Raw genomic sequence first — 22,291 nt, 5'->3', positions numbered from 1 at the left:
GCCTGCCGCTCAGGCGTGCCGCGGCAAGCGCAATTCGATCATGAATCCGGGGCTGTAGCGCAGCACCTTCATGCTGCCGCCCAGTTCGGCCATGCGCTCCTGCATGCCCTTCAGGCCATTGCCCTCGCGCAGCCGGGGGGCGCCGAGGCCATCGTCGTCGACCCGGACGCAGACTTCGCGCGCCTCGGCCTCGCCCTCGACGCTCAGCTGCACCCGCACATTCATCGCGCGGGCGTGGCGCACGCTGTTGGTCACCGCCTCCTGCACGCAGCGCAGCAGCGCATGGGCGGCGCGGGGCGAGAGGTCGCGGGCGGCTTCGTCCAGGTCCAGCGTGATCTGCGTGCTGGCAATGCCCTCGGCCAGCGCCTTCAGCGCGGCCGACAGGTCGATTCTTTGCGACGCGCGCTCGGCCGACACGGCGGCGCGCACATCGGCCAGCAGCCGCGCGGCGCCCTCGCGGGCCTTCTCGACCGCCTGGCGCGCCCCCTCGGTATCGGCGCGTTGCAGCAGCGCGCCACTGAGCTGCAGATGCAGGTTCAGCGCCGTCAGGTGGTGGCCCATCACATCGTGCAGCTCGCGCGCCATCACCATCCGCTCGGCGTAGCGCAGCTGCTCGGCCTGCAGGCGCTCGCCGCTGGTCTTCTCGGCCAGGATGGCCTGCAGCCAGCGGCGCTTCTCGGCCTCGGCGGCGGCCATGCGACCAAGGCCGAAGGCCATGCCATGCAGGGCCAGCATGGACATTGCCAGGCTCAGGAGCCCCGACCACAGCGCCGACTCGTTGCGCGTCTGCTCCAGCAGCTGGCTTTCGCTGGGCAGCAGCCAGTAGAGCAGCAGGCCCAGGCCGATCTGCGCCAGTGCGAAGAAGAAGGCCACGCGCAGGCGCAGCACCAGCGAGCTGATCAGCGTGACCAGAAAGGCCAGGCCCGGCGTCACCGCGATGGCGATCAGGTCCAAGAGCAGCAGGCGGCGCAGCGCGTCGGTGGGCGGCTGGTCCATGCTGTTCTCGCGGGCCAACTGCCAGAAGCGCCAGGCGAACAGGCAGATCAGCGCGAAGCAGGACAGCACCAGCAGCGGGTCGGTCGGCGCGCCGCCCATGCGGCTGTACAGCGCGGCCAGCACGCCGTCGTAAGCATCGGATTTCTCACCACGCAGCGCGGCAAAGACCGACCAGGTTTCCAGCAGGCAGACCGCCAGTGCCGCGACGCGCAGCACCACACCGGGCTGGGCGATGCGGGCGAGGATGCGGTCGAGCAGGTTCAAACGGGTGGTCTCAGCAAAGTCGGCAGGGTGCCACAGTGCGGCCCTGCGCTGACGTGCCCGAGGTCATGCCACCCCTCAGCCGCGGGGCCAGCATCATGTCGGCACCTCGGCCATCGCCGCGGCGATCACGCCACCGCCCAGGCAGACCTCGCCGTCGTAGAGCACGGCGCTCTGGCCCGGCGTCACCGCCCACTGCGGCTGGGCAAAGTCGAGCCGGATCTGGCCGGCGGCCGGCGTGTCGGGATGGCAGGCGCAGGCGGCATCGGCCTGGCGGTAGCGGGTCTTGGCGCCAAAGCCGCCGAAGCTGGGCGTGCTGCCGGTCCAGGACAGATCGTCGGCAATCAGGCTGTGGCTTTGCAGCCAGGGGTGATCGTGGCCCTGCACGACGTAGAGCGTGTTGGCCTGCATGTCTTTTCTGGCGACGAACCAGGGCGCGTGATAGCCACCGCCCGGCGACGCGCGGTCGCGTGTCGCCTCCTTGGATGGTGAGCCTTTCTCCTTGACCCCGCCGATGCCCAGGCCCTGGCGCTGCCCCAGCGTGTAGAAGGACAGGCCGACATGCTCGCCCAGCTTGCGGCCGCGCTCGTCCTTGATCGGCCCGGGCTGGTGGGCCAGGTAGCGGTTCAGGAACTCGCGGAAGGGCCGCTCGCCGATGAAGCAGATGCCGGTCGAATCCTTTTTCTTCGCATTGGGCAGGCCGATTTCCTCGGCCAGGCGGCGCACCTCGGTCTTGGGCAGATCGCCAACCGGGAACAGCGTCTTGGCCAGCTGGGCCTGGTTGAGACGGTGCAGGAAGTAGCTCTGGTCCTTCAGCGGGTCCAGCCCCTTGAGCAGCTGGAACTGCCCATCGAGTTCACGGACTCTGGCGTAATGCCCGGTGGCGATCTTTTCGGCGCCCAGGCGCATCGCATGGTCGAGAAAGGCCTTGAACTTGATCTCGGCATTGCACAGCACATCGGGGTTGGGCGTGCGGCCGGCCTGGTATTCCTTCAGGAAGGCGGCGAAGACGCGGTCTTTGTAGTCGGCCGCGAAGTTGACGTGTTCGATCTCGATGCCGATGACATCGGCGACCGCCGCGGCGTCGACAAAGTCGATGTTGGACGAGCAGTACTCGCTGTCGTCATCGTCTTCCCAGTTCTTCATGAAGATGCCGACGACCTCATGCCCTTGCTGCTTGAGCAGCCACGCGGTCACAGCAGAATCGACGCCGCCGGACAGGCCGACGACGACACGGTGTTTCTTCTCGGGGTTCATGGGGTGGGATTGTCTCGCAGGGCGGGATGGCTTGTTTTTGGGCTGGCTTTGGGTGGGTTTTGGCTGGTTGTGGGTGCCGCTACTCGCTGGTGGTCTTGTGGTTTGCGTGAGAGCCCGCCGGGTTGTCGCCCCGGCAGGGCGAGTAACTTTCTTCTGCTGGCTCAGAAGAAAGTCACCAAAGAAGAGAGCCCAAATGCAAACGTGCGACTTAACCGAGCGGCACGCTCGCTAGCGCTCGAGGCAAGCACAGGCACGAAGGGGCAGCTGATCACCGCTAGACGGCTCAACGGTCGGTTCGGCATGCTGGTCTCTGGCAGAACAGCCAACAGCCAACAGCCAACAGCCAACAGCCAACAGCCAACAGCCAACAGCCAACAGCCAACAGCCAACAGCCCTGGCGTCGGGCCATCAGATGTCTTCGGCTGTTTGGTATTCGGTCTTTTTCCAGAGCCCAGCATGCCGAACCAGCGGTGTAGCCGTTTGGCGGTGATCAGCTGCCCCCTGTGTCGCTACCTCGGTTCGAGCGCGAGCGAGCAACATGCTCAGTAAAGTCGCACGTTCAGGCGTTCTTCTTTGGTGACTTTCTTCTGTCGCCGGACAGAAGAAAGTTACTCGCCCTGCCGGGGCGACTACCCGGCGGGCTCTCATCACAGAAACACCCCCGCCAGCGAGTAGCGGCACAAGCGATGGCAGCGGCGGAATCCCGGCGGGCTCTCACGCAAACCGCAAGACCACCAGCGGATAGCTGCTCAATCAACAATGCGACGAAGCCAGCAGACGACTCAAGCCCCCTTGACCCAAGGCTCATACAAAGAGCCATCGATCACCAGCGCTTCCAATGGCAGCCGCCGCCCCGCCAGATAGTCCTCCACACAACGCATCACCAAAGGACTGCGATGCCGATCAGCGCAAGCGCGCAGCTCCTCAACCGACATCCACAACGTGCGCACAATGCCCTGGTCCAACGCCAGCCCCGGCACCGGCTCACCGACCGAGCCGCAAAAAGCAAGGCGCAGATAGGTGACATCCTCTAGATCGCGACCCTGCCGCGCTGGCCGCTGAAAGCGTGCCATGTACAGGCCCAGCAGCGCCTCGGGCACGAAATGCCGGGCGGTTTCTTCCAGCGCTTCGCGGACGACACCCTGCTGCGGCGACTCGCCCGGGTCCAGATGGCCGGCGGGCTGGTTGAACATCAGGCCCTCGCTGGTCTCCTCCTCGACCATCAGAAAGCGGCCCTCGTGCTCGATCACCGCGGCCACCGTGACGCTAGGCTTCCACCGTTCTTGCTTCATCAATTGTCTCTTTCGCGCTTGTACGGGTGTCGATTGACACATCTATTGTGTAAGCTGGGCTTCAGCTTTGTCATACAAGCCTTTTCACACAAGCCTTATTCATTCCATCGCCCGACGGGCCAGGAGGGATTCATGCTGATAGGTGTCCCGCGCGAAAGCGCGGCCGGAGAAACGCGGGTGGCCATGACCCCCGAGACGGCCAAGAAGCTGAAAAGCCAGGGCCATGTCTTGCGCGTCGAGCAGGGGGCAGGTCTTGCCGCCAGCGTCACCGACGCGGCCTACGAGGCCGCCGGCGCCGAGATCGTCAACCGCGCCGCGGCCTTTGCGGCCGAGCTGGTGCTCAAGGTGCGCAGCCCCGATGCCGGCGAACTGGCGCTGATGAAGCCGGGCACGGTGCTGGTCGGCATGCTCAACCCCTTTGATCGCGACGGCCTGCAGGCGCTGGCCAGCGCCGGGCTGCTCAGCTTCGCGCTGGAGGCGGCGCCGCGCACGACGCGGGCGCAAAGCATGGACGTGCTGTCCTCGCAGGCCAATATCGCCGGCTACAAGGCGGTGATGATCGCGGCGGACCGCTATCAGCGCTTCTTCCCGATGCTGATGACCGCCGCCGGTACCGTGAAGGCGGCCCGGGTCGTCGTGCTGGGTGTGGGTGTGGCGGGCCTGCAGGCCATCGCCACGGCCAAGCGCCTCGGCGCGGTGATCGAGGCCTCGGATGTGCGGCCTTCGGTCAAGGAACAGGTCGAATCGCTGGGCGCCAAGTTCATCGATGTGCCCTACGAGACCGCGGAAGAGAAGGAGGCCGCCGAGGGCGTGGGCGGCTATGCGCGGCCGATGCCGCAGAGCTGGCTGGACCGCCAGAAGGCCGAGGTGGCCAAGCGCGTGGCGCAGGCCGATGTGGTGATCACCACCGCGCTGATCCCCGGCCGTGCGGCGCCGGTGCTGGTGACCGAGGAGATGGTCAAGAGCATGAAGCCGGGCTCGGTGATCGTCGACATCGCTGCCGGCAAGGGCGCGGATGGGGTTGGCGGCAACTGCCCGCTGACCGAGGCCGGCCGCACCGTCGTCAAACATGGCGTCACCCTGGTCGGCGAGACCAATCTGGCCGCGCTGGTGGCGGCCGATGCCTCGGCCCTCTATGCACGCAATGTGCTGGACTTTCTCAAGCTGGTCACGACCAAGGAAGGCGGCTTCACGCTGCCCGCCGATGACGACATCGTCACGGCCTGCCGCGTGACCCAAGACGGCGCGATCACCAGGAGCTAACGATGGAAGTCGTTGACCATACCCTCATCAATCTGATCATCTTCGTGCTGGCCATCTATGTCGGCTACCACGTGGTCTGGAACGTGACGCCGGCGCTGCACACGCCGCTGATGGCCGTCACCAACGCGATCTCGGCCATCGTCATCGTCGGCGCCATGCTGGCCGCGGCGCTGACCGAAACCGACCTCGGCAAGTTCATGGGCACGCTGGCGGTGGCGCTGGCGGCGGTGAATGTGTTCGGCGGCTTCCTGGTGACGCGGCGGATGCTGGAGATGTTCCGCAAAAAGGAAAAGAAGCAGTCGACCGGGGAGGCCGCGAAATGAGTTTGAACCTCGTTACCTTCCTCTACCTCGTTGCGAGCATCTGCTTCATCCAGGCCTTGAAGGGCCTGTCGCACCCGACCACCTCGATACGCGGCAATCTCTTTGGCATGGCCGGCATGACGATTGCCGTGCTGACGACGGCGGCGCTGATCGTCAAGCTGGCCCATGGCAACGCCTTTGGCCTGAGCTATGTGCTGGCCGGCCTGGTGCTGGGCGGCGGCATGGGCACCTATATGGCCAAGAAGGTCGAGATGACCAAGATGCCGGAGCTGGTCGCCTTCATGCACAGCATGATCGGCCTGGCGGCGGTGTTCATCGCGATTGCCGCCGTGGCCGAGCCCTATGCCTTTGGCATCACGGCCAAGGGCGCGCCGATTCCGGTTGGCAACCGCATCGAGCTCTTCCTCGGCGCGGCCATCGGCGCCATCACCTTCAGCGGGTCAGTGATCGCCTTTGGCAAGCTCAGTGGCAAGTACAAGTTCCGCCTGTTCCAAGGCGCACCGGTCAGCTTTGCCGGCCAGCATGTGCTGAACCTGGCGCTGGGCGTGATGACGCTGGGCCTGGGCGGCTTCTTTGCCGCCACCGAGAGCTGGGGCGCGTTCCTGATCCTGCTGGCGCTGGCCTTTGTGCTGGGGGTGCTGATCATCATCCCGATCGGCGGCGCCGACATGCCGGTGGTCGTGTCCATGCTGAACAGCTATTCCGGCTGGGCGGCGGCCGGCATCGGCTTTTCGCTGAACAACTCGATGCTGATCATCGCCGGCTCGCTGGTCGGCAGCTCGGGCGCCATCCTCTCGTACATCATGTGCAAGGCGATGAACCGCTCCTTCTTCAACGTCATCCTCGGCGGCTTTGGTGGCGACGCCGGCACGGCTGCGCAAGGTGCGCAGCAGCAGCGCAACGTCAAGAGTGGCAGCGCCGACGATGCGGCCTTCATCATGGGCAATGCCGAGAGTGTGATCATCGTGCCGGGCTATGGCCTGGCAGTGGCGCGGGCGCAGCATGCGGTCAAGGAACTGGCGGCCAAGCTCACCGAGAAGGGCGTCAACGTCAAGTACGCCATCCATCCGGTGGCCGGCCGCATGCCGGGGCATATGAACGTCTTGCTGGCCGAGGCCGAGGTGCCTTACGACCAGGTCTTCGAGATGGAAGACATCAACAACGAGTTCGGCCAGGCCGATGTGGCCATCATTCTGGGCGCCAATGACGTGGTCAATCCGGCCGCCCATGTGAAGGGCAGCGCGATCTACGGCATGCCCATCCTGGAGGCCTACAAGGCCAAGACCATCATCGTCAACAAGCGCTCGATGGCCGCCGGCTATGCTGGCCTGGACAATGAGCTGTTCTATATGGACAAGACGATGATGGTGTTCGGCGACGCCAAGAAGGTCGTCGAGGACATGCTCAAGGCGATCGAATAGTTCGCCCGGTCTCGCGATGAGCGCTGCCGCCGCCAGTCCCGTGCTGCCACGCTGGCTGCGCTGGCGGCAGTTTCTGCTGGCGCTGCTGGGGCCGTGGCTGCTGCTGCTTGCGGTGCATGGGCTGTCGCAGCGCTTCAGCACGGCGGCGCCGGCCGATGTGCTGCGTCTGGCCAGTGCGCGGCAGGTGCTCGGTGCGATGAGCCTGCCGCCTGACGGTGCCGCCGCCAGCGCGGTGGCGCTGCCCCTGGGCCTGGATGCCGATGAGCTCAGCGGCCCGAGCTGGTACCTGCTCGATTTCAGCCTCAAGGCGGCGGCCAGCGAGCCCTTTCTGATCAGCCTGCAGCACCGGCCCAGCGTCAGCATCTTTCTCGATGGCCAGCTGCTGGCCCAGGCCAGTACCGGCGACGACACCGACATGCTGCAACGCGGCCTCTTGCTGGGCAGCAGCGATGTGCTGGTCAATGTGCCGCCGGCCCTGCTCGGTGCCGGGCCGCACCGCCTGGCGCTGCGGCTGGCGCCGCCGAGCTTCGAGGGCGCCACGCTGTCGGCGGTGCTCATGGGGCCGGGCAGCAGCATGCGCAAGCTGCACGACGGCCGCCGGCTCTGGCAGGCGGCGCGGGCGCTGACGGCGATCAGCGGCGCGGTGCTGGGCATCTTCATGCTGCTGCTGTGGCTGGCGCTGCGCCAGGAATGGCTGAACGGCGTGACCGGCATCTACTGCCTCCTGGCCGCACTGCTGCTCTCGCCCTATCTGTTTGGCACGGCGCCGCTGCCGGCCCCCTGGTGGCGCATGCTGCTCGACGCCGCCGATGTGATCGCCAAGGCGCTGATGCTCTTTCTGGTCGCCAAGTTGCTGGGCTGGCGCCATCTGTGGCCGCAGCGGCTGGCGCTGGGCTTTGCCGTGTTGGCCTTGCCCATCGATCTGATTGCCGCCCAGCGCGGCCTGGCCTGGACCGATTTTGACCAGCCCTGGCCCTGGTGGGCCTTGGGCAGCCGCGCCATCGTGCTGCTGACGGCCTGGGGCCTGGCCATCTACGCGGCCTGGCGGCGGGCGCGCTGTGTCAATGGCGTCGGTGCCTGCGCGGTCGGTCTGGCCGTGCTGGCCTGGTGCTACGTCAGCTACTTTGTGCTGGTCGACGCCAAGCGGGTTGCGGTGATGGACGTGAATGTGGCGGGTTATGCCGCGCTGATCGTGATGGCCGCCTGGGTGTTGCAGCGGCGCTTTGTGTTTTCGCTGCGCGCACAGGCGCAGGCCCGCGAGCAGCTGGAGCTGGCGCTGGCACAACGCACGGCCGAGCTGGAGCGGCGCTTTGCCGAGCTGCAGCGCAGCGAGCAGCTGCGCAATGCGGCCGAGGCGCGCGAGCGTCTGCTGCAGGAAATGCATGATGGCCTGGGATCGCAGCTCTTGATGGCACGGCTGAGCGTGGCCCAGGGCCTGGACGCCGTGGCCATGGCCACGGTGCTGGACGACTGCATCGACGAGATGCGGCTCAGTGTCGATGCACTCTCGGTAGATGATGGCGATCTGAGCTTGTTGCTGGCCAATATCCGCCATCGCATCGGCCCGCGCCTGGTGGCGGCTGGCCTGCAACTGGACTGGCAGGTGGGCGACACGCCGCTGCTGCCCTGCTTGCTCGGCGCGCAGGGCCGCGAACTGGTGCGCATCGTGCAGGAAGCGCTGAGCAATGTGCTGCGCCACGCCAAGGCCAGCCGGGTGCGTGTGGCGACCCGCTGCGAAGCCGACGGCCGTGCCGTGCGCTTGACGATTGCCGATAACGGCCAGGGCCTGCCCGCATCCGGCAGCGAGGGTCAGGGCTTGCGCAATATGCGCAAACGCGCCGAGCGCCTGGGCGCGAGCATCAGCTGGTGCCGCGGCGAGGATGGTGGCACCGAGCTGCATTTGCTGCTGCCGCTGCAGGCGCAGGCCGTAGCACCGGAGGGCCTGGAGAGCCCTCTCTAGAAGCGCTTGTCGATCGCTATCGAATCCCCTGATGCTGGCCCCGTCGGCGTCGGGGAGAATGGGAGCAGCGCATTGGAGACATCATGGAGAAAATCTGGCTGAAGAACTATCCCGCCGGCGTGCCCGCCGAGATCAACGCGGATCAATATCCGTCGCTGGTCGATCTGATGGATTCAGCGTTCAAGAAGTTTCCTCAGCGTCCGGCCTACAAGATCATGGGCCGCTCGATCAGCTTCGCGCAGATCGATGAAGCGTCGCGGGCCCTGGCCGCCTACTTCCAGAGCCTGGGCCTGGACAAGGGCGATCGCATCGCGCTGATGATGCCCAATGTGCCGCAGTACCCGGTCGCCGTGGCGGCGGTGCTGCGTGCCGGCTATGTGGTCGTCAACGTCAATCCGCTCTATACCCCGCGTGAGCTGGAGCATCAGCTGAAGGACGCTGGCGCACGCGCCATCGTCATCATCGAGAACTTCGCGGCCACGCTGCAGCAGGTCATTGGCCAGGTGCCGACCAAGCATGTGGTGCTGGCCTCGATGGGCGATATGTTGGGCTTCCCCAAGGGCCTGCTGGTCAACTATGTGGTGCGCAAGGTCAAGAAGCTGGTGCCGGCCTTCGAGCTGCCTGGTGCTGTGCGCTTCAACGAGGCACTGAGCCGCGGCCGCGGCATGAGCTACAAGGCGCCCAAGGTTGCGCCTAGCGATATCGCCGTGCTGCAGTACACCGGCGGCACGACGGGCGTCAGCAAGGGCGCGGTGCTATTGCATCGCAATCTGGTCGCCAATGTGATGCAGGCCGAGGCCTGGTACCAGCCGGCCCTGAAGAAGGTGCCGGCCGGCGAGCAGGTGGTGTCGATCTGCGCGCTGCCGCTCTATCACATCTTCGGCTTCACCACGAACATGATGCTGTCCATGCACATGGGCGGCTGCAATGTGCTGATTCCCAATCCGCGCGATCTGCCCGGCGTGTTCAAGGAGCTGGCCCAGCACCGCTTCCACAGCCTGCCGGCGGTCAACACCTTGTTCATGGCCATGGCCAATCACAAGGAGTTCAGCAGCGTCGACTGGAGTCATCTGGTCATCTCGGTGGGCGGAGGCATGGCGGTGCAGCAGGCCACGGCCAAGCTCTGGCTGGAGAAGACCGGCTGCCCCATCGTCGAGGGCTATGGCCTGTCGGAAACTTCGCCGGTGGCCACCTGCAACCCGACCGACAGCACCGCCTACAGCGGCACCATCGGTCTGCCGATGTCCAGCACCGAGCTGAAGCTGCTGGATGATGAAGGCCAGGAAGTGCCCATGGGCGTGGCCGGCGAGATTGCCATCAAGGGCCCGCAGGTGATGGCCGGCTACTGGCAGCGGCCCGACGAAACTGCCAAGGTGATGACGGCCGATGGCTTCTTCCGCACCGGCGATGTCGGCATCGTCGATGAGCGCGGCTACTTCAAGATCGTCGACCGCAAGAAGGACATGATTCTGGTCAGCGGCTTCAACGTCTATCCGAACGAGGTCGAGGATGTGCTCACGCAGATGGACGGCGTGCTCGAAGCGGCGGCCGTCGGTGTGCCCGACGACAAGGCCGGCGAGGCCGTCAAGGTCGTCATCGTCAAGAAGAACCCGGCGCTGACCGAAGCCGATGTGCGCGCCTATTGCGAGGCCAATCTGACCGGCTACAAGCGGCCCAAGATCGTCGAGTTCCGCGACGAGCTGCCCAAGACCCCGGTCGGAAAAATCCTGCGCCGTGAATTGCGCGACAAGAAATAACAAAGCTGCAACAACTTGCTCAAGCGCGCCGGCACAGAGCAGCGTAAATTGAGCCCCGGTGCACGGCCGCGCCGCAGCTGCGCTGCGCCCTGCCGTCCTGTGGGCAAGAGGGATTTTTTGCAGTGTTGGATCAGCGATATCAAAAGACCGATGCCGGGCGCGCCGAAATCAAGTCGCGCGCGCTGGTGTCCTCGCGCGTGGCGCGCAACCTCTTGCTGGTGATCGATGCCGGCAAGACCGCGCGTGAATGGCTGGGTCTGGTGCAAGGCGCCAGCGAGGCTGATTTCGCGCTGCTGTTCCAGCATGGGCTGATCTCGCTGCATGGTGGCATTGCTGCCGTGCCGGTGCCGGCGCCTGCCGCGGTGGCAGCATCGTCGTCGGTTTTCACGACCGTCGCTGCAGCGGCCGCGCCTACCCCTGTCACGAGCACGGAAGGCGCTGGCGCTGGCGCCGGCTCGGCGCCGCAGCTCGACTATGCCGAGCTCTATGCCTACCTGACCCGCCACGCCAAGCAGTACCTGGGCCTGATCAAGGGCTACAAGGTGGTGCTGGAGGTCGAGCGCTGCGGCAGTCTGGCCGAGCTGCAGGCCTATGCGCTGCGCTTCGTCGAGATGGTTCGCGAGGCCCAGGGCGACGAGCTGGCGCGCCAGGTGCAGCGCGCGATGGGCATCAAGGCTTGACGAGGACTGTCTGAGCGCTGGGACTGCTGGCACACTGTTGCCCCAGGAGTTCTTGCCATGCCCCCGCGTTTCTTTGTTGATTGCCCGCTGCATGCCAGCGGTGAACTGAGCCTGCCGCCGGCGGCGGCCCGCCATGTCCAGGTCTTGCGCCTGCAGCCAGGCAGCGCCATCACGCTGTTCGACGGCAGCGGCGCCGACTGGCAGGCCGAGGTGCTGGCCATGGGCCGCAGCGAGGTGCGCGTGCAGCTGCATGCGCGCCAGATCGTCCAACGTGAGCTGGCTCAGCAGGTGACCCTGGCCCTGGCCATGCCGGCCAATGACCGCATGGACGGGCTGGTCGAGAAGGCCACCGAGCTGGGCGTGGCGGCCATCCAGCCCTTGATGAGCGAGCGCTCGGTGCTGCGCCTGGCCGGCGAGCGGGCCGAGAAAAAACAGGCGCACTGGCAGGGCGTGGCGGTGGCCGCCTGCGAGCAAAGCGGTCGCAGCGTCGTGCCAACCATTGCCCCGGTGCAGACGCTGGCTGCTTGGTTGGCCGCGTTGCCACCGCTGGGCGCCGGCCAGCGCCGCTGGCTGCTCAGCCCCACGGCCGCCCAGCCGCTGCAGCAGCTGGCTGCGGTTGAAGCCACACAAACCCTGGTGCTCAGCGGCCCCGAGGGGGGCTTGAGCCCGGCCGAGGAACAGGCGGCGCGTGGACAGGGCTTTCTGGCCGCGCAGCTCGGCCCGCGCATCCTGCGTGCCGATACGGCGCCGCTGGCTGTGCTGGCTTGCTTGGCCTTGAGCTGAGGCTCAAGGCGGCGGCAGGCGCAGCCTGGCCGCTGCGCGCGGTTTCACTCCGCCTCGAGCACGTCCCATTGCCCGTAGGCCTGCAGGCCGGCAGCCCGGGCCAGGGCCAGCGAGGCGGCGTTGTCCAGCTGGCAGCGGTATTGCGGCACCAGGCCTTGTTCCCAGGCATGGGCGGCCAGGGCGCGCAGCACGCTGCGGGCCAGGCCACGGCCGCGCGCGGCGGGCAGGCTGAGCACGCCGAGGTCGGCCAACGGCGCATCGTCCCAGCTGTAGGCGCTGGCGGCGCAGCGCAGCCGGCCTTGATCGTCGAAGGCGCCAAACACGGCCCTGTGATCAAGCTCGACAAAGGCGGCATCGAGGTCCTCGTCCGAGGCTTCTGCCTGGAAATCGGCAAAGGCGTCGCTGTCGGCCTCGCTGAGCTGGCGAATGCCGGACTGCGCCGCGCTGGCGGCGCTCAGGCGCAATGCCTCGCGGGCCGCTTCGGGCCAGTAGAAGAGCTGGTCGGCGCCATGCAGCTGCAGCCCCAAGGCCTGGAGTCGGGCGCGCAGGTCCGCTTCGCTGCGGCAGCTGGCGAGGTCGTCGCCCAGCGCGCTGGCCAGGGCCTGATCGAGCACCACGCGGCAGCGGCCGTCGATGCCACTCAGCAGGATCAGCCGGCGGTTCTCGGGCAGCGTGTGGCTGAGGGCCAGGCGCAGCGTGGCGGAGTCGGCCAACAGCTTGTCGCCGCTCAGCTGGCTGTCCCAATAGCGTTGAACGACGGACGGCAACATCGAGGGTCCTTCAGGCCACGTCTTGGCGTGTTATTGATGCTGGGTCGCTTTTTACTCAGCGCTGGGCTTGTCGTCGCGCGGCGTACGCGCCGAGCCCTTGATCAGGTCGAAGCGGAACAGCCGGCATTCGATCGGGCCGTTCCACATCGGCACGCGGCGTGATTCCTTCAGCCGCATCTTGGTCGGCAGCTTCATCTCGGGGCAGAGCAGCCAGGCGGTCCAGCCGGCCGGGTTCTCGGTGTAGGCGCGCTTCCAGTGCGCGGCCAGGCGCGGGAAGAAGTCGTCCGCGGCGTCGCGCTGTTCCGAGCCGCTGGCGTCGCGGCTCATGAACTGGCTGGCGCCGGCCTTGCCGCGCACCTCGATCCGTTCGCCATAGGGCGGGTTCATCATGATGGTGCCGGGCAGGCCCTCGGCCAGCTTGGGCGCCGGGCGCTCCAGCGCATCGCCGCCGTTGAACTGGATGTACTGCGCGACGCCGGCGCGCTCGGCATTGCGGCGGGCGAAGTCGACCATGCGGAAGGCCACATCGCTGGCGTAGATGGGCACGGCGGGCGGATGGACGCGGGCCTGGGCCTCGCGCTTCATCTCCGCCCAGCGGCTTTGCAGCGTCTGGAAGGGGCGCTGGCGCTCGAAGGCGAAGCGCCGCAGGATGCCGGGCGCGGCGCCGCAGGCGATCAAGGCGGCCTCGATGGGAATCGTGCCGGAGCCGCAGCAGGGGTCGTGCAGCGCACCGCCGGTCTCCGGCGTGCCGCGCCAGCCGGCGGCGGCCAGCATGGCGGCGGCCAGGGTTTCCTTCAGCGGCGCGTCGCCCTTGTCGACCCGCCAACCGCGCTTGAACAGCGGCTCGCCCGAGGTGTCGACGTAGAGCGCCGCGCGTTCCTCGCCGACATGCAGCACCACCGGCAGATCGGGCTCGCGGGTGTCGACGCTGGGGCGTTCGCCGGTCGACTCGCGCAGCACGTCGCAGATCGCGTCCTTGATGCGCAGCGTGGCGAAGTTCAGGCTCTTCAGCGGCGAGCGATTGGCCGTGGTGTCGACGCGTATCGTGTGGCGCGGCGTGATCCAGGCTTCCCAGTCGACCCGGCGGGCCAGCGCGTAGAGGTCGTCCTCATGGCGGTAGGGGCCTTCGATCAGCTCGACCAGCACGCGCTGCGCCAGGCGGCTCTCCAGGTTGATCGTCATCACGTCTTCGGCCGCGCCCTGCAGCGCGCAGCCGCCGCGCAGCGCCTCGATCTTGCGCTTGGGGCAGATGCGGCGCAGCTCCTCGTCCAGCAGCGGCTCGACGCCGCCGGGGCAGGAGACAAACAGGTACAGCAGTTCTTGACGCGACATCGGTGGGCAGGGCAAAAGCGAGGGGAAGGGGGCTATTGTCCCAGCTTGTCCGCCGCCCGGGTGGGCCACTGTCGCGCCAGCTCGGCAAAGGCCGCGGCCGGCATCGGCCGGGCATGGAAATAGCCCTGGAAGGCATGGCAACCCAGGCCGATCAGCAGCTCGCGTTGTTCGGCGGTCTCGACGCCCTCGGCGATGACCGCCAGGCCCAAGCTCTCGCCCAGTTGGATGACCGCATGGGCAATCGCGCGGGCATTGGGCTCGCTGACCAGATCGCGGACAAAGCTCTGGTCGATCTTCAGCTGGTCGAGCGGCAGGCGCTTCAGATAGGCCAGCGAGGAATAGCCGGTGCCGAAGTCATCGAGCGAGAAGCGCAGGCCCAGCCGGCGCAGCTCGCCCATCAGACCGATTACCGATTCAACATCGTCGACCAGCGCGCTTTCGGTCAGCTCCAGCTTGAGCAGCTCGGTGGGCACGCCGGTGCGTGCCAGCAGCTGCTGCATCAGGCTGAGAAAGCCCTTCTGGCGGAACTGGTGGGCGCTCAGATTGACGGCCAGGCTCAGGCCCGCGGTGGCCGGTTCATGGGCCCAGGCATTGAGCTGGGCGCAGGCCTGCTGCAGCACCCATTCGCCGATCTGGTTGATGGTGCCGGTCTGTTCGGCCAGCGGGATGAACTGGGCCGGCGAGACGAAGCCGCGGCTGGGATGCGGCCAGCGCAGCAGTGCCTCGGCGCCGAGCAGACGGCCATCGGCGCTGACCTGGGCCTGGTAGTAGAGCTCGAACTGCTGGTAGTTGACCGCCTGGCGCAGATCGGCTTCCAGCGAGATCAGCTCGGCCATCGCCGCCTGGCTGATCGGATCGAAGAAGGCCAGCCGGTTGCGGCCGGCCGACTTGGCCTCGTACATCGCGTGATCGGCGTGCTTGAGCAGTTCCTCGCTGCCGCCGCTGGCGTCGTTCCACACGACGATGCCGATGCTGGGCGTGCTGTGGTGGTTGTGCTGGTCGATCAGATAGGGCTGGCCGAGCACGCGCAGCAGCTTCTCGGCGGCGGCCTCGGCATGCAGATGGGCGCGCTGGCGCTCCTGGCCGAGGTCTTGCAGCAGCACGACGAACTCGTCGCCGCCCCAGCGCGCCACCGTGTCCTCGCTGCGCAGCGCGGCGCGCAGGCGCTGGGCGACGGCCTGCAGCATGCGGTCACCCATGCCATGGCCCATGGTGTCGTTGAGCGACTTGAAGTTGTCCAGATCGATGAACAGCAGTGCACCATGGCGGCCGTTGCGGCGGCTGCTGGCCAGCGCCTGGTTGAGCCGGTCCAGCAGCAGGCGGCGGTTGGGCAGGCCGGTCAGCGGGTCGTAGAAGGCCAGCTGCTCGATGGCTGCCTCGGCGCGCTTGCGCTCGGTGATGTCGCGGGTCAAGCCGATGAACAGCGGTTCGCCCTCGCGATCGATGCGCGACACGGCCAGACTCATCGGGAAGATCTGACCGTCCTTGCGCCGGCCGTCGACATCGCGGCCGACGCCGATGATGCGTGCCGCGCCGCTGCGCAGGTAGTCGCTGACGTACTGGTCATGCCGGGCGGCGTCGCCCTGTGGCATCAGCAGGCTGACGTCCTGGTTCAGCAGCTCGGCGGCGGCGTAGCCGAACATCCGGCAGGCAGCCGGGTTGATCGAATCGATGCGACCGCGGGCGTCGATGGTGATCACGCCATCGACCATGTGGTCAAGGATCGCCTGGGTGTGCTGCGCCTGCGCCTTCAGCTGCGCCGCGGCCTGGCGTTCGCTGCGCAGCTGCTGCCGGCGCAGCCGCTCGATCAGCCGCTGGCGGCGCTGCCACAAGGTCAGCGCCACCGCAGCGAACAGGCTCAGCGCCACGCCGACCAGCCCCACGCTCAGGCGCTGGCGCTGCCAGGGGCCTTCGACGCTGGGCAGCGAACGGCCGACGGCGACGATCAGCTGGCGGTCCGCCTGCAAGCCGGCCGGCTGCACGGTGCGCGCGGCCACCAGGCGCAGGTCCTGGCTCAGCTTGGCCGGCATCAGCTGCAGGCTGGCGGGCTGGCCAGAGGCCAGATGGTGTTCGAGGATGGAGCCCGGCGTGGCCAGCAGATTGCGCGACATCCAGTCGGCGTCATGCGGCAGCAGCGCAAACAGCATGCCGTCCTGGTGGGCCAGTGCGCTCCAGGTCTGCGCCGAGGGCTGGGCCGTCTCCAGCATCAGGCTGAAATAGGCCGGGTTCAAAGCGGCCACGACGATGCCGGCGAAATGATGCTCGGCATCGAAGAGCGCGCGCGAGAGCGTCACCGTGCGCTCGTCCAGCAGGCTGCGAAACGGCGGCGACACGTAGAGCAGGCCCGGCTGCGGCCGCCGCCGGGGCGTGGTGTAGTAGGGCCGCTCGCTCATGTCCAGGCCGACGAGCCGGGGTTCGGAGCTGGCCAGCACCTGGCCCTGGGTGTCCAGCACCAGCAGGGCGCGCACGCCGGGTAGGGCGCGCGCCAGCGTCCGCAGCATCGCCTCGCCCTGCTGCTGCGGCTGGCGCCAGCCGGGGCGCTGGGCCTCCACCGTCTGCAGCGCGCCCTGGATCGCAATCATCTGCTGGCCGACGATGGCGTCCAGCGTCTGCACCAGCGCGGCCAGCTTTTCGCCTTCGTGCCGGCGCAGGGCCTCGCGCTCGCTGCTCAGCCAGGTCCAGGCGGCCGCCCAGCCGACGGCCAGCGCCAGCAGCAGCCAGAGCCAGGGCCGGGACCGGCGGTGAGCGGAAGAATCGTGATCGGGCGGGGACATGCGCATGCCCGTGGCAGGCAAGGACGCCACGATAGCAAGCGGGGGCGTTGTGGCGGTTGATTTGCGTCAAGCCGTCTTCGGCGTCAAGCCGGTCCGCCGACTTGAGGGGGGCGCTCGCCAGCGCAGTCAGCACCGCCGCACAAAGGCGCTATCCTCGCGCCTTTGTGTGCCCCGCATCCGCCGCATCACTCGCGGAACGCGCTGTTTGGCCCCCATTTGAGGAGTTTGTAATGACTGCTGTTGCGTCGCGTCTGACCGACCTGCTGCGTGATGTGTTCGACAACGACGAAATTGAGCTGTCTGACGAGATGACGGCGGCCGACGTCGAAGGCTGGGACAGCATGGGCAATGTGCGCCTGTTCCTGGCGATCGAGCAGGAGTTCGGCCTGCGCTTTGGGGCCAGCGAGATTGGCGCCATCAAGAACATCGGCGAGCTGATCGCCGCGATCGAGCGCAAGAGCCGCTGAAACTGAGCGCGGCCTGTCTGCCGGTGCCGCCGCCGTGGTGGCGCGTAACGAGAAAACAATGAATCTGCAAGACCTGTTCTGGTTGCCGGAAGCAGCCCCCGAGTTTCGTGCCGAGCTGCGCGAGCTGCGTGCGTCGGCGCAGTGGCCAATGGCCAAGCTGCGCCAGCTGGCCCGGGCGCGGCTGAATCTGACCCAGTTGCACTCGCTGTCGCGCCTGCTGGGCGAGTCCGAGCGCGTCAGCGGCGCCAAGCCGATCGCCATCAGCCTGCTGTCCAACGCCAGCACCGAGCTGATCGCCTCGGCGCTGCCGGCCACGGCGCTGCGCCATGACCTGCTGTTGAATCTGCATGTGCCGGCCTTTGGCCAGTTCACCCAGGAGTCGCTCGATCCTGTCTCGCAGACCCGACAGCGTGGCAACGAGTTCGTCGTGCTCGCGCTGGACCACCGAGCCTTCCAGTGGCAGTCCTGCCCGGGCAATGCCGAGCTGGCCGAGCAGCAGGTCGAGCAAGCGCTGCAGACCTTGCTGGGCCTGGTCGCGGGCTTGCGGGCCACGCAGGCCTGCAGCGTCGTGTTGCAGACGCTGGCGGCGCCGCCCGACAGCCTGTTTGGCAGCCTGGACGGCCAGTTGCCGGGCAGCCAGCGCTGGATGATCGAGGCCTTCAACCAGCGTCTGCGCGCCCGGCGCATCGCCGGGGAGCTGCTTTTCGATGTGGCGGCGCTGGCCGCCCAGGTCGGGTTGGCGCAGTGGCACGACCCAACCCAATGGGCGGTGGGCAAGTTCGCCTTTGCCCATGCGATGGTGCCTCTGTATGCCGAGCATCTGGCGCGGCTGCTGATGGCGGCCAAGGGCAAGGCCAAGAAATGCCTGGTGCTGGACCTGGACAACACGCTGTGGGGGGGCGTGATTGGCGACGACGGCCTGGCCGGCATCGTGCTGGGCCAGGGGCATCCCGTCGGCGAGGCCCATCTGCAGGTGCAGGCAACGGCGCTGGCGCTGCGCGAGCGTGGCATCGTGCTGGCGGTATCGTCGAAGAACGATGAGGCGGTGGCTCGCCAGGTCTTTCGCGAGCACCCGGACATGCTGCTGCGCGAATCGCATATCGCCGTCTTCCAGGCCAACTGGAAGGACAAGGCGAGCAATCTGCGCGCCATTGCGCAGACGCTGAACATCGGCGTCGATGCGCTGGTCTTTCTTGACGACAACCCGGCCGAGCGCCAGCAGGTGCGCCTGGAGCTGCCCGATGTTGGCGTGCCCGAGCTGCCCAGCGCGCCGGAATTCTTCGCCAGCACCTTGCTGGCCGCCGGCTATTTCGAGGCGCTGCAATTCACCGCCGAGGACAGCCAGCGTGCCGAGCAGTACCAGGCGAATGCGGCACGCACAGCCGAACTCGGGGCCAGCAGCGATCTGGCGGGCTATCTGAAGTCGCTGCAGATGCGCGCCCATGTCGCCGAGTTCGATGCCGTCGGCCGCGCCCGTATCAGCCAGCTGATCAACAAGACCAATCAATTCAATCTGACCACGCGGCGCTACAGCGAGGCCGAGGTCGAGGCCTTTGAACAGGACCCGCAGGTGCTGGGCCTGCAGATCCGCCTGCTCGACCGCTTTGGCGATAACGGCATGATCAGTGTCGTGATCTGCAAGCCGCAGGACGCGCAGACCTGGCTGATCGACAGCTGGCTGATGAGCTGCCGCGTGCTCAACCGCGGCGTGGAGCGCCAGGTGCTGAACGTGCTGGTGCAATGCGCAGCCCAACGCGGCATCCGGCAGCTGATCGGCCAGTACATCCCGACCGAGAAGAACAGCATGGTCGCCGAGCACTACCCGCGGCTTGGCTTCACGCCGCTGGAGGCCGAGGGCGAGGTGCAGCGCTGGCAGCTGGACGTCGAGGCTTATGTGCCGGTCGAGCAGCCGATCGAGGTGCTCTGGCCGGCCAGCGCATCGAAGGCCGCGGACTGAGGCCGCCGCGCCCGAGACGACATGCTTTTCAACTCCTACAGCTTCATCTTCCTGTTCCTGCCGGCGATCTGCCTGGGCTATCTGCTGCTGGGCCGGCTGCAGTCGCGCCCGGTCAGCCTGGGCTGGATCGTGCTGTGCTCGATCCTGTTCTACGGCATCTGGAATCCCTACAACCTGGCGGTCATCCTGCCCTCGATCGCCATCAACTACGGGCTGGCGCTGCTGATCCGGCGCAGCAATGCCCGTGGCGAAGCGGGCCAGCGAACGGCCAGCACGCTGCTGACGCTGGGGGTGCTTTTCAACCTCGGCTTCCTGGGCTACTTCAAGTACAAGAATTTCTTCCTGGACAGCCTGAACCTGGCGCTGGGCACGCAGTTCGAACTGGTGGCGGTGATACTGCCGCTGGGCATTTCCTTCATCACCTTCCAGAAGATCGCCTTCCTGCTCGATGTGCGCTCGGAGACGGTCAAGGACTTCGATCTTTACGACTTCCTGGTCTTCGTCTTCTTCTTCCCGCAGCTGATCGCCGGCCCCATCGTGCACTACCGCGAGATGATGCCGCAGTTCGATCAGCTGAACTACCGCTTCAGCGGGCGCGATGTGGCGGTCGGGCTGTCGCTGTTTGCGATCGGTCTGTTCAAGAAGGTCGTGCTGGCCGATGGCGTGGCCGTGCACGTCGGCCCGGCCTTCAGTGCCGCCGAGCAGGGGCAGCAACTGGACTTCTTCGCCGCCTGGATGGGTGCGCTGGCCTACACCTTCCAGATTTATTTCGACTTTTCCGGCTACTCCGACATGGCCATCGGCCTGGCCCGCTTGTTCGGCATCCGGCTGCCGGTGAACTTCAACTCACCGCTGAAGGCCTCCAGCATCATCGACTTCTGGGCCCGCTGGCACATCACGCTGACCCGCTTCCTGACCGCCTACATCTACACCCCGGTGGTGATGGCGCTGACGCGGCGACGCATGCAGGCCGGCAAACCGGTGCTGGGCCGTGGTCCGGCCCATCCCGCTGCCTTCCTCGCGCTGACGGTGTTCCCCACGGTGCTGACGATGTTTGTCTCCGGTTTCTGGCACGGCGCCGGCTTCACCTTCCTGATCTGGGGCCTGCTGCATGGCGTCTACCTGTGCATCAACCATGGCTGGCGACAGTGGCGACCCAAATGGGACAAGCAGCACTATGAGCGGGTGATGAAGCCGCTCGGTTTTGTGCTGACCCTGCTGGCCGTGGTGCTGGGCATGGTCTGGTTCCGCGCTCGCAATGTTGGCGGAGCACTGGAGATGATGCGTGCCATGTCCGGCGCCGGTGGTGCCACGCTGCCCGACGCCATCATGACCCGGCTGGGCAGCCTGGCCGATCTGCTGCAACACATCGGCATCCATGGCAGCCTGAGCTCAGGCACCGAGTTCGCGGCCTGCAGCGCCTGGCTGCTGCTGCTGTTCTTGATCGCCACGCTGGCCCCCAACTCTCTGGAGTTGCTGCGTCATTTCGAACCGGCGCTGCACTATGTGCCGCCGAAGCCACCCAAAGCACCTAAGGCCGCCGGGGCAGGCAGTGTCGATGCGGCCGCGCCTGCTGCACCTGCCGCCGCGCCGGCACGCCCACTACCGGCGCTGCAGTTCACCCTGCCCTGGGCGCTGCTGATCGCCGCCTTCTTCGTGCTCGGCGCCTTCGGCCTCAATCGCGTCAGCGAGTTCCTTTACTGGCAGTTCTGAGCATGAGCCCTCGTCACTTTGTCCTGGCCTTTGTCGGCCTGAGCGCCTTGCTTGCTGCCACGGCGGCAGGCTTCAATGCCTGGGTCAATCCTTATCTGCTGTTCGACACGCCACGCGTCGCCGGCTTCAATGCGAAGAAGCCGGCCGTCGAGACCCGCGAGCGGCTGATGAAGAGCTATGAGGCGCTGCGCCGTCCGGCTCGCACGCTGATCATTGGCAGCTCACGCACCGACCTGGGCTTGGACCCGGCCTCGGCAGCCTGGCCCGAGCGGCTGCGCCCGGTCTACAACCTCAGCCTGGTTGGCTCCGGCCCGGAGACCGGCGTGCGCTTTGCCCAGCATCTGCTGGCTGGCGAACCGGCCAAGGCGGCAGCGGCCGATACCCTGATTGTGGGCCTGGACTTCGAGAGCTTCCTGTTCGGCGCCACCGCGCCGGCAGCGCCCTCGGCTGCGGCCCAGGAGGTTGAGGCGCGGCTGCTGGTGCTGGCCGATGGGCGCGCCAATCCGCAGCGACGCCAGCAGTTGCTGCTCGACCATGTGGCCGGTCTGCTGTCGCTGGACGCGCTGATCGACAGTGTGCAAACCGTGCGAGCCAACCGGGGGGGGGCGCAGCCTGACATCGAGCCCAACGGTCATCTGTCCGAAGGCCGCTTCGAGCAGTGGGTGCAGGCCGATGGTTTTGCCAGGCTGTTCGAGCAGAAGAATGTCCAGGCGGTGCAAGCACTGGCCAAGCCGCACCGGCAGCTGGGCGGTGTCGTTGGCGCGCCGCTTTCCATGCCGTTCAAGCTGCAGACCTTGATCAACTTTGCTGCACAGCGCCAGATGAAGCTGCTGCTGGCGATCCAGCCCTCGCATGCGAGTCGGCTCGATCTGCTCGACCACCTGGGCTACTGGTCTGCCTATGAACAGTGGAAGCGCGCGGTCACACAGGAAGTGGCGGTGGCGCGCCAAGGCGGGCAGGACGTCAGCGTCTGGGATTTCGGCGGCTACGAGGCGCCGATGCTCGAAAAGGTGCCGGCACCGGGCGACCGGCGTGCGCGGATGCGTTGGTTCTGGGATCCGGTGCACTACAGCGCGGCGCTGGGGGAGCAGATGGTCGCGGCGATGCTGGGTGAGGGCGCCCTGGCTACCGAGCCCGTCGGCGTGTTGCTGACGCCGCAAAACCTCGAGGCCAGGCTGGCTCAGGTGCGCGCTGACCGGCAGCGCTATCGTGTTGAGCAGGCGGCGGCCAGCGCGGCAACGCGCCAGCTCTACTGCCGCTTCAGCCGCGCCTGCTGAGCGGCGCG

The 22,291-nt window shown here is 67.0% G+C and carries 17 protein-coding genes; 11 read left to right on the top strand and 6 right to left on the bottom strand.

The genetic code is table 11. From position 1 onward, the window contains the following. Nucleotides 1–9: 9 nt before the first annotated feature. The 3 genes from RQP53_RS16590 to RQP53_RS16580 all read right to left on the bottom strand — a co-directional run bounded on the left by RQP53_RS16590 (nucleotide 10) and on the right by RQP53_RS16580 (nucleotide 3,806). Nucleotides 10–1,260: a sensor histidine kinase gene (locus RQP53_RS16590; protein ID WP_315651787.1), complete on the bottom strand. Its 1,251-nt coding sequence runs from the start codon at nucleotides 1,258–1,260 to the stop codon at nucleotides 10–12. Between the two features lie 93 nt (nucleotides 1,261–1,353). Beyond that, nucleotides 1,354–2,514 carry a tRNA 2-thiouridine(34) synthase MnmA gene (mnmA, locus tag RQP53_RS16585; RefSeq protein ID WP_315651786.1) on the bottom strand — a complete coding sequence of 387 codons (1,161 nt, stop codon included), beginning with the start codon at nucleotides 2,512–2,514 and terminating at the stop codon, nucleotides 1,354–1,356. 782 nt (nucleotides 2,515–3,296) lie between these two features. Continuing rightward, the gene (locus tag RQP53_RS16580; protein ID WP_315651785.1) at nucleotides 3,297–3,806 is read right to left on the bottom strand and encodes an NUDIX hydrolase; all 510 of its coding nucleotides are present in this window, start codon (nucleotides 3,804–3,806) and stop codon (nucleotides 3,297–3,299) included. Nucleotides 3,807–3,938: 132 nt separating this feature from the next. Between RQP53_RS16580 and RQP53_RS16575 the strand changes: the two genes are divergently transcribed. The 7 genes from RQP53_RS16575 (at nucleotide 3,939) to RQP53_RS16545 (ending at nucleotide 11,993) form a co-directional block, all read left to right on the top strand. After that, the gene (locus tag RQP53_RS16575; RefSeq protein WP_315651784.1) at nucleotides 3,939–5,069 is read left to right on the top strand and encodes a Re/Si-specific NAD(P)(+) transhydrogenase subunit alpha; all 1,131 of its coding nucleotides are present in this window, start codon (nucleotides 3,939–3,941) and stop codon (nucleotides 5,067–5,069) included. A 2-nt stretch (nucleotides 5,070–5,071) separates the two neighbouring features. Further along, nucleotides 5,072–5,392, top strand: coding sequence for an NAD(P) transhydrogenase subunit alpha part 2 (locus RQP53_RS16570; protein ID WP_315651783.1), 321 nt, complete (start codon nucleotides 5,072–5,074; stop codon nucleotides 5,390–5,392). Further along, nucleotides 5,389–6,813, top strand: a complete 1,425-nt coding sequence (locus RQP53_RS16565; RefSeq protein WP_315651782.1) for an NAD(P)(+) transhydrogenase (Re/Si-specific) subunit beta — start codon at nucleotides 5,389–5,391, stop codon at nucleotides 6,811–6,813. Before RQP53_RS16570 ends, RQP53_RS16565 begins: the two co-directional genes overlap by 4 nt. Nucleotides 6,814–6,829: 16 nt before the next feature. After that, a complete protein-coding gene (locus RQP53_RS16560; protein ID WP_315651781.1) occupies nucleotides 6,830–8,773 on the top strand; it encodes a sensor histidine kinase in 1,944 nt (647 codons plus the stop codon). 83 nt (nucleotides 8,774–8,856) lie between these two features. Beyond that, entirely contained in the window at nucleotides 8,857–10,530 is a 1,674-nt protein-coding gene (locus RQP53_RS16555) for a long-chain-fatty-acid--CoA ligase (RefSeq protein WP_315651780.1), read from the top strand. Nucleotides 10,531–10,652: 122 nt separating this feature from the next. Continuing rightward, nucleotides 10,653–11,210 carry a hypothetical protein gene (locus RQP53_RS16550; protein WP_315651779.1) on the top strand — a complete coding sequence of 186 codons (558 nt, stop codon included), beginning with the start codon at nucleotides 10,653–10,655 and terminating at the stop codon, nucleotides 11,208–11,210. A 57-nt stretch (nucleotides 11,211–11,267) separates the two neighbouring features. Next, complete coding sequence (locus RQP53_RS16545) at nucleotides 11,268–11,993, top strand: 16S rRNA (uracil(1498)-N(3))-methyltransferase (protein ID WP_315651778.1); 726 nt, start codon at nucleotides 11,268–11,270, stop codon at nucleotides 11,991–11,993. A 44-nt stretch (nucleotides 11,994–12,037) separates the two neighbouring features. Here the strand turns inward: RQP53_RS16545 and RQP53_RS16540 are convergent, their stop codons facing one another. The 3 genes from RQP53_RS16540 to RQP53_RS16530 are packed head-to-tail and all read right to left on the bottom strand — an operon-like array spanning nucleotide 12,038 to nucleotide 16,869. After that, a complete protein-coding gene (locus tag RQP53_RS16540; protein WP_315651777.1) occupies nucleotides 12,038–12,763 on the bottom strand; it encodes a GNAT family N-acetyltransferase in 726 nt (241 codons plus the stop codon). Nucleotides 12,764–12,814: 51 nt separating this feature from the next. Next, nucleotides 12,815–14,095, bottom strand: a complete 1,281-nt coding sequence (locus RQP53_RS16535; protein WP_315651776.1) for a THUMP domain-containing class I SAM-dependent RNA methyltransferase — start codon at nucleotides 14,093–14,095, stop codon at nucleotides 12,815–12,817. Nucleotides 14,096–14,127: 32 nt separating this feature from the next. Further along, complete coding sequence (locus tag RQP53_RS16530) at nucleotides 14,128–16,869, bottom strand: bifunctional diguanylate cyclase/phosphodiesterase (protein ID WP_315651775.1); 2,742 nt, start codon at nucleotides 16,867–16,869, stop codon at nucleotides 14,128–14,130. A gap of 230 nt (nucleotides 16,870–17,099) precedes the next feature. Between RQP53_RS16530 and RQP53_RS16525 the strand changes: the two genes are divergently transcribed. From RQP53_RS16525 to RQP53_RS16510, 4 genes are read left to right on the top strand one after another with little or no spacing between them, the layout of a single operon-like run. Beyond that, entirely contained in the window at nucleotides 17,100–17,336 is a 237-nt protein-coding gene (locus tag RQP53_RS16525; RefSeq protein ID WP_315651774.1) for an acyl carrier protein, read from the top strand. A 58-nt stretch (nucleotides 17,337–17,394) separates the two neighbouring features. Further along, complete coding sequence (locus tag RQP53_RS16520; RefSeq protein WP_315651773.1) at nucleotides 17,395–19,293, top strand: HAD-IIIC family phosphatase; 1,899 nt, start codon at nucleotides 17,395–17,397, stop codon at nucleotides 19,291–19,293. A 21-nt stretch (nucleotides 19,294–19,314) separates the two neighbouring features. Beyond that, nucleotides 19,315–21,006 (top strand): MBOAT family O-acyltransferase, encoded by a 1,692-nt coding sequence (locus tag RQP53_RS16515; RefSeq protein WP_315651772.1) that lies wholly within the window; start codon nucleotides 19,315–19,317, stop codon nucleotides 21,004–21,006. A 2-nt stretch (nucleotides 21,007–21,008) separates the two neighbouring features. Then, nucleotides 21,009–22,283 carry a hypothetical protein gene (locus RQP53_RS16510; RefSeq protein ID WP_315651771.1) on the top strand — a complete coding sequence of 425 codons (1,275 nt, stop codon included), beginning with the start codon at nucleotides 21,009–21,011 and terminating at the stop codon, nucleotides 22,281–22,283. Nucleotides 22,284–22,291: the final 8 nt, after the last annotated feature.

The sequence above is a fragment of the Roseateles aquae genome (assembly GCF_032337115.1).
Classification (GTDB): domain Bacteria; phylum Pseudomonadota; class Gammaproteobacteria; order Burkholderiales; family Burkholderiaceae_C; genus Roseateles_C; species Roseateles_C aquae.
The sequence above is the reverse complement of the archived record's forward strand: the minus strand, read 5'-3'. Positions and strand labels throughout refer to the sequence as shown.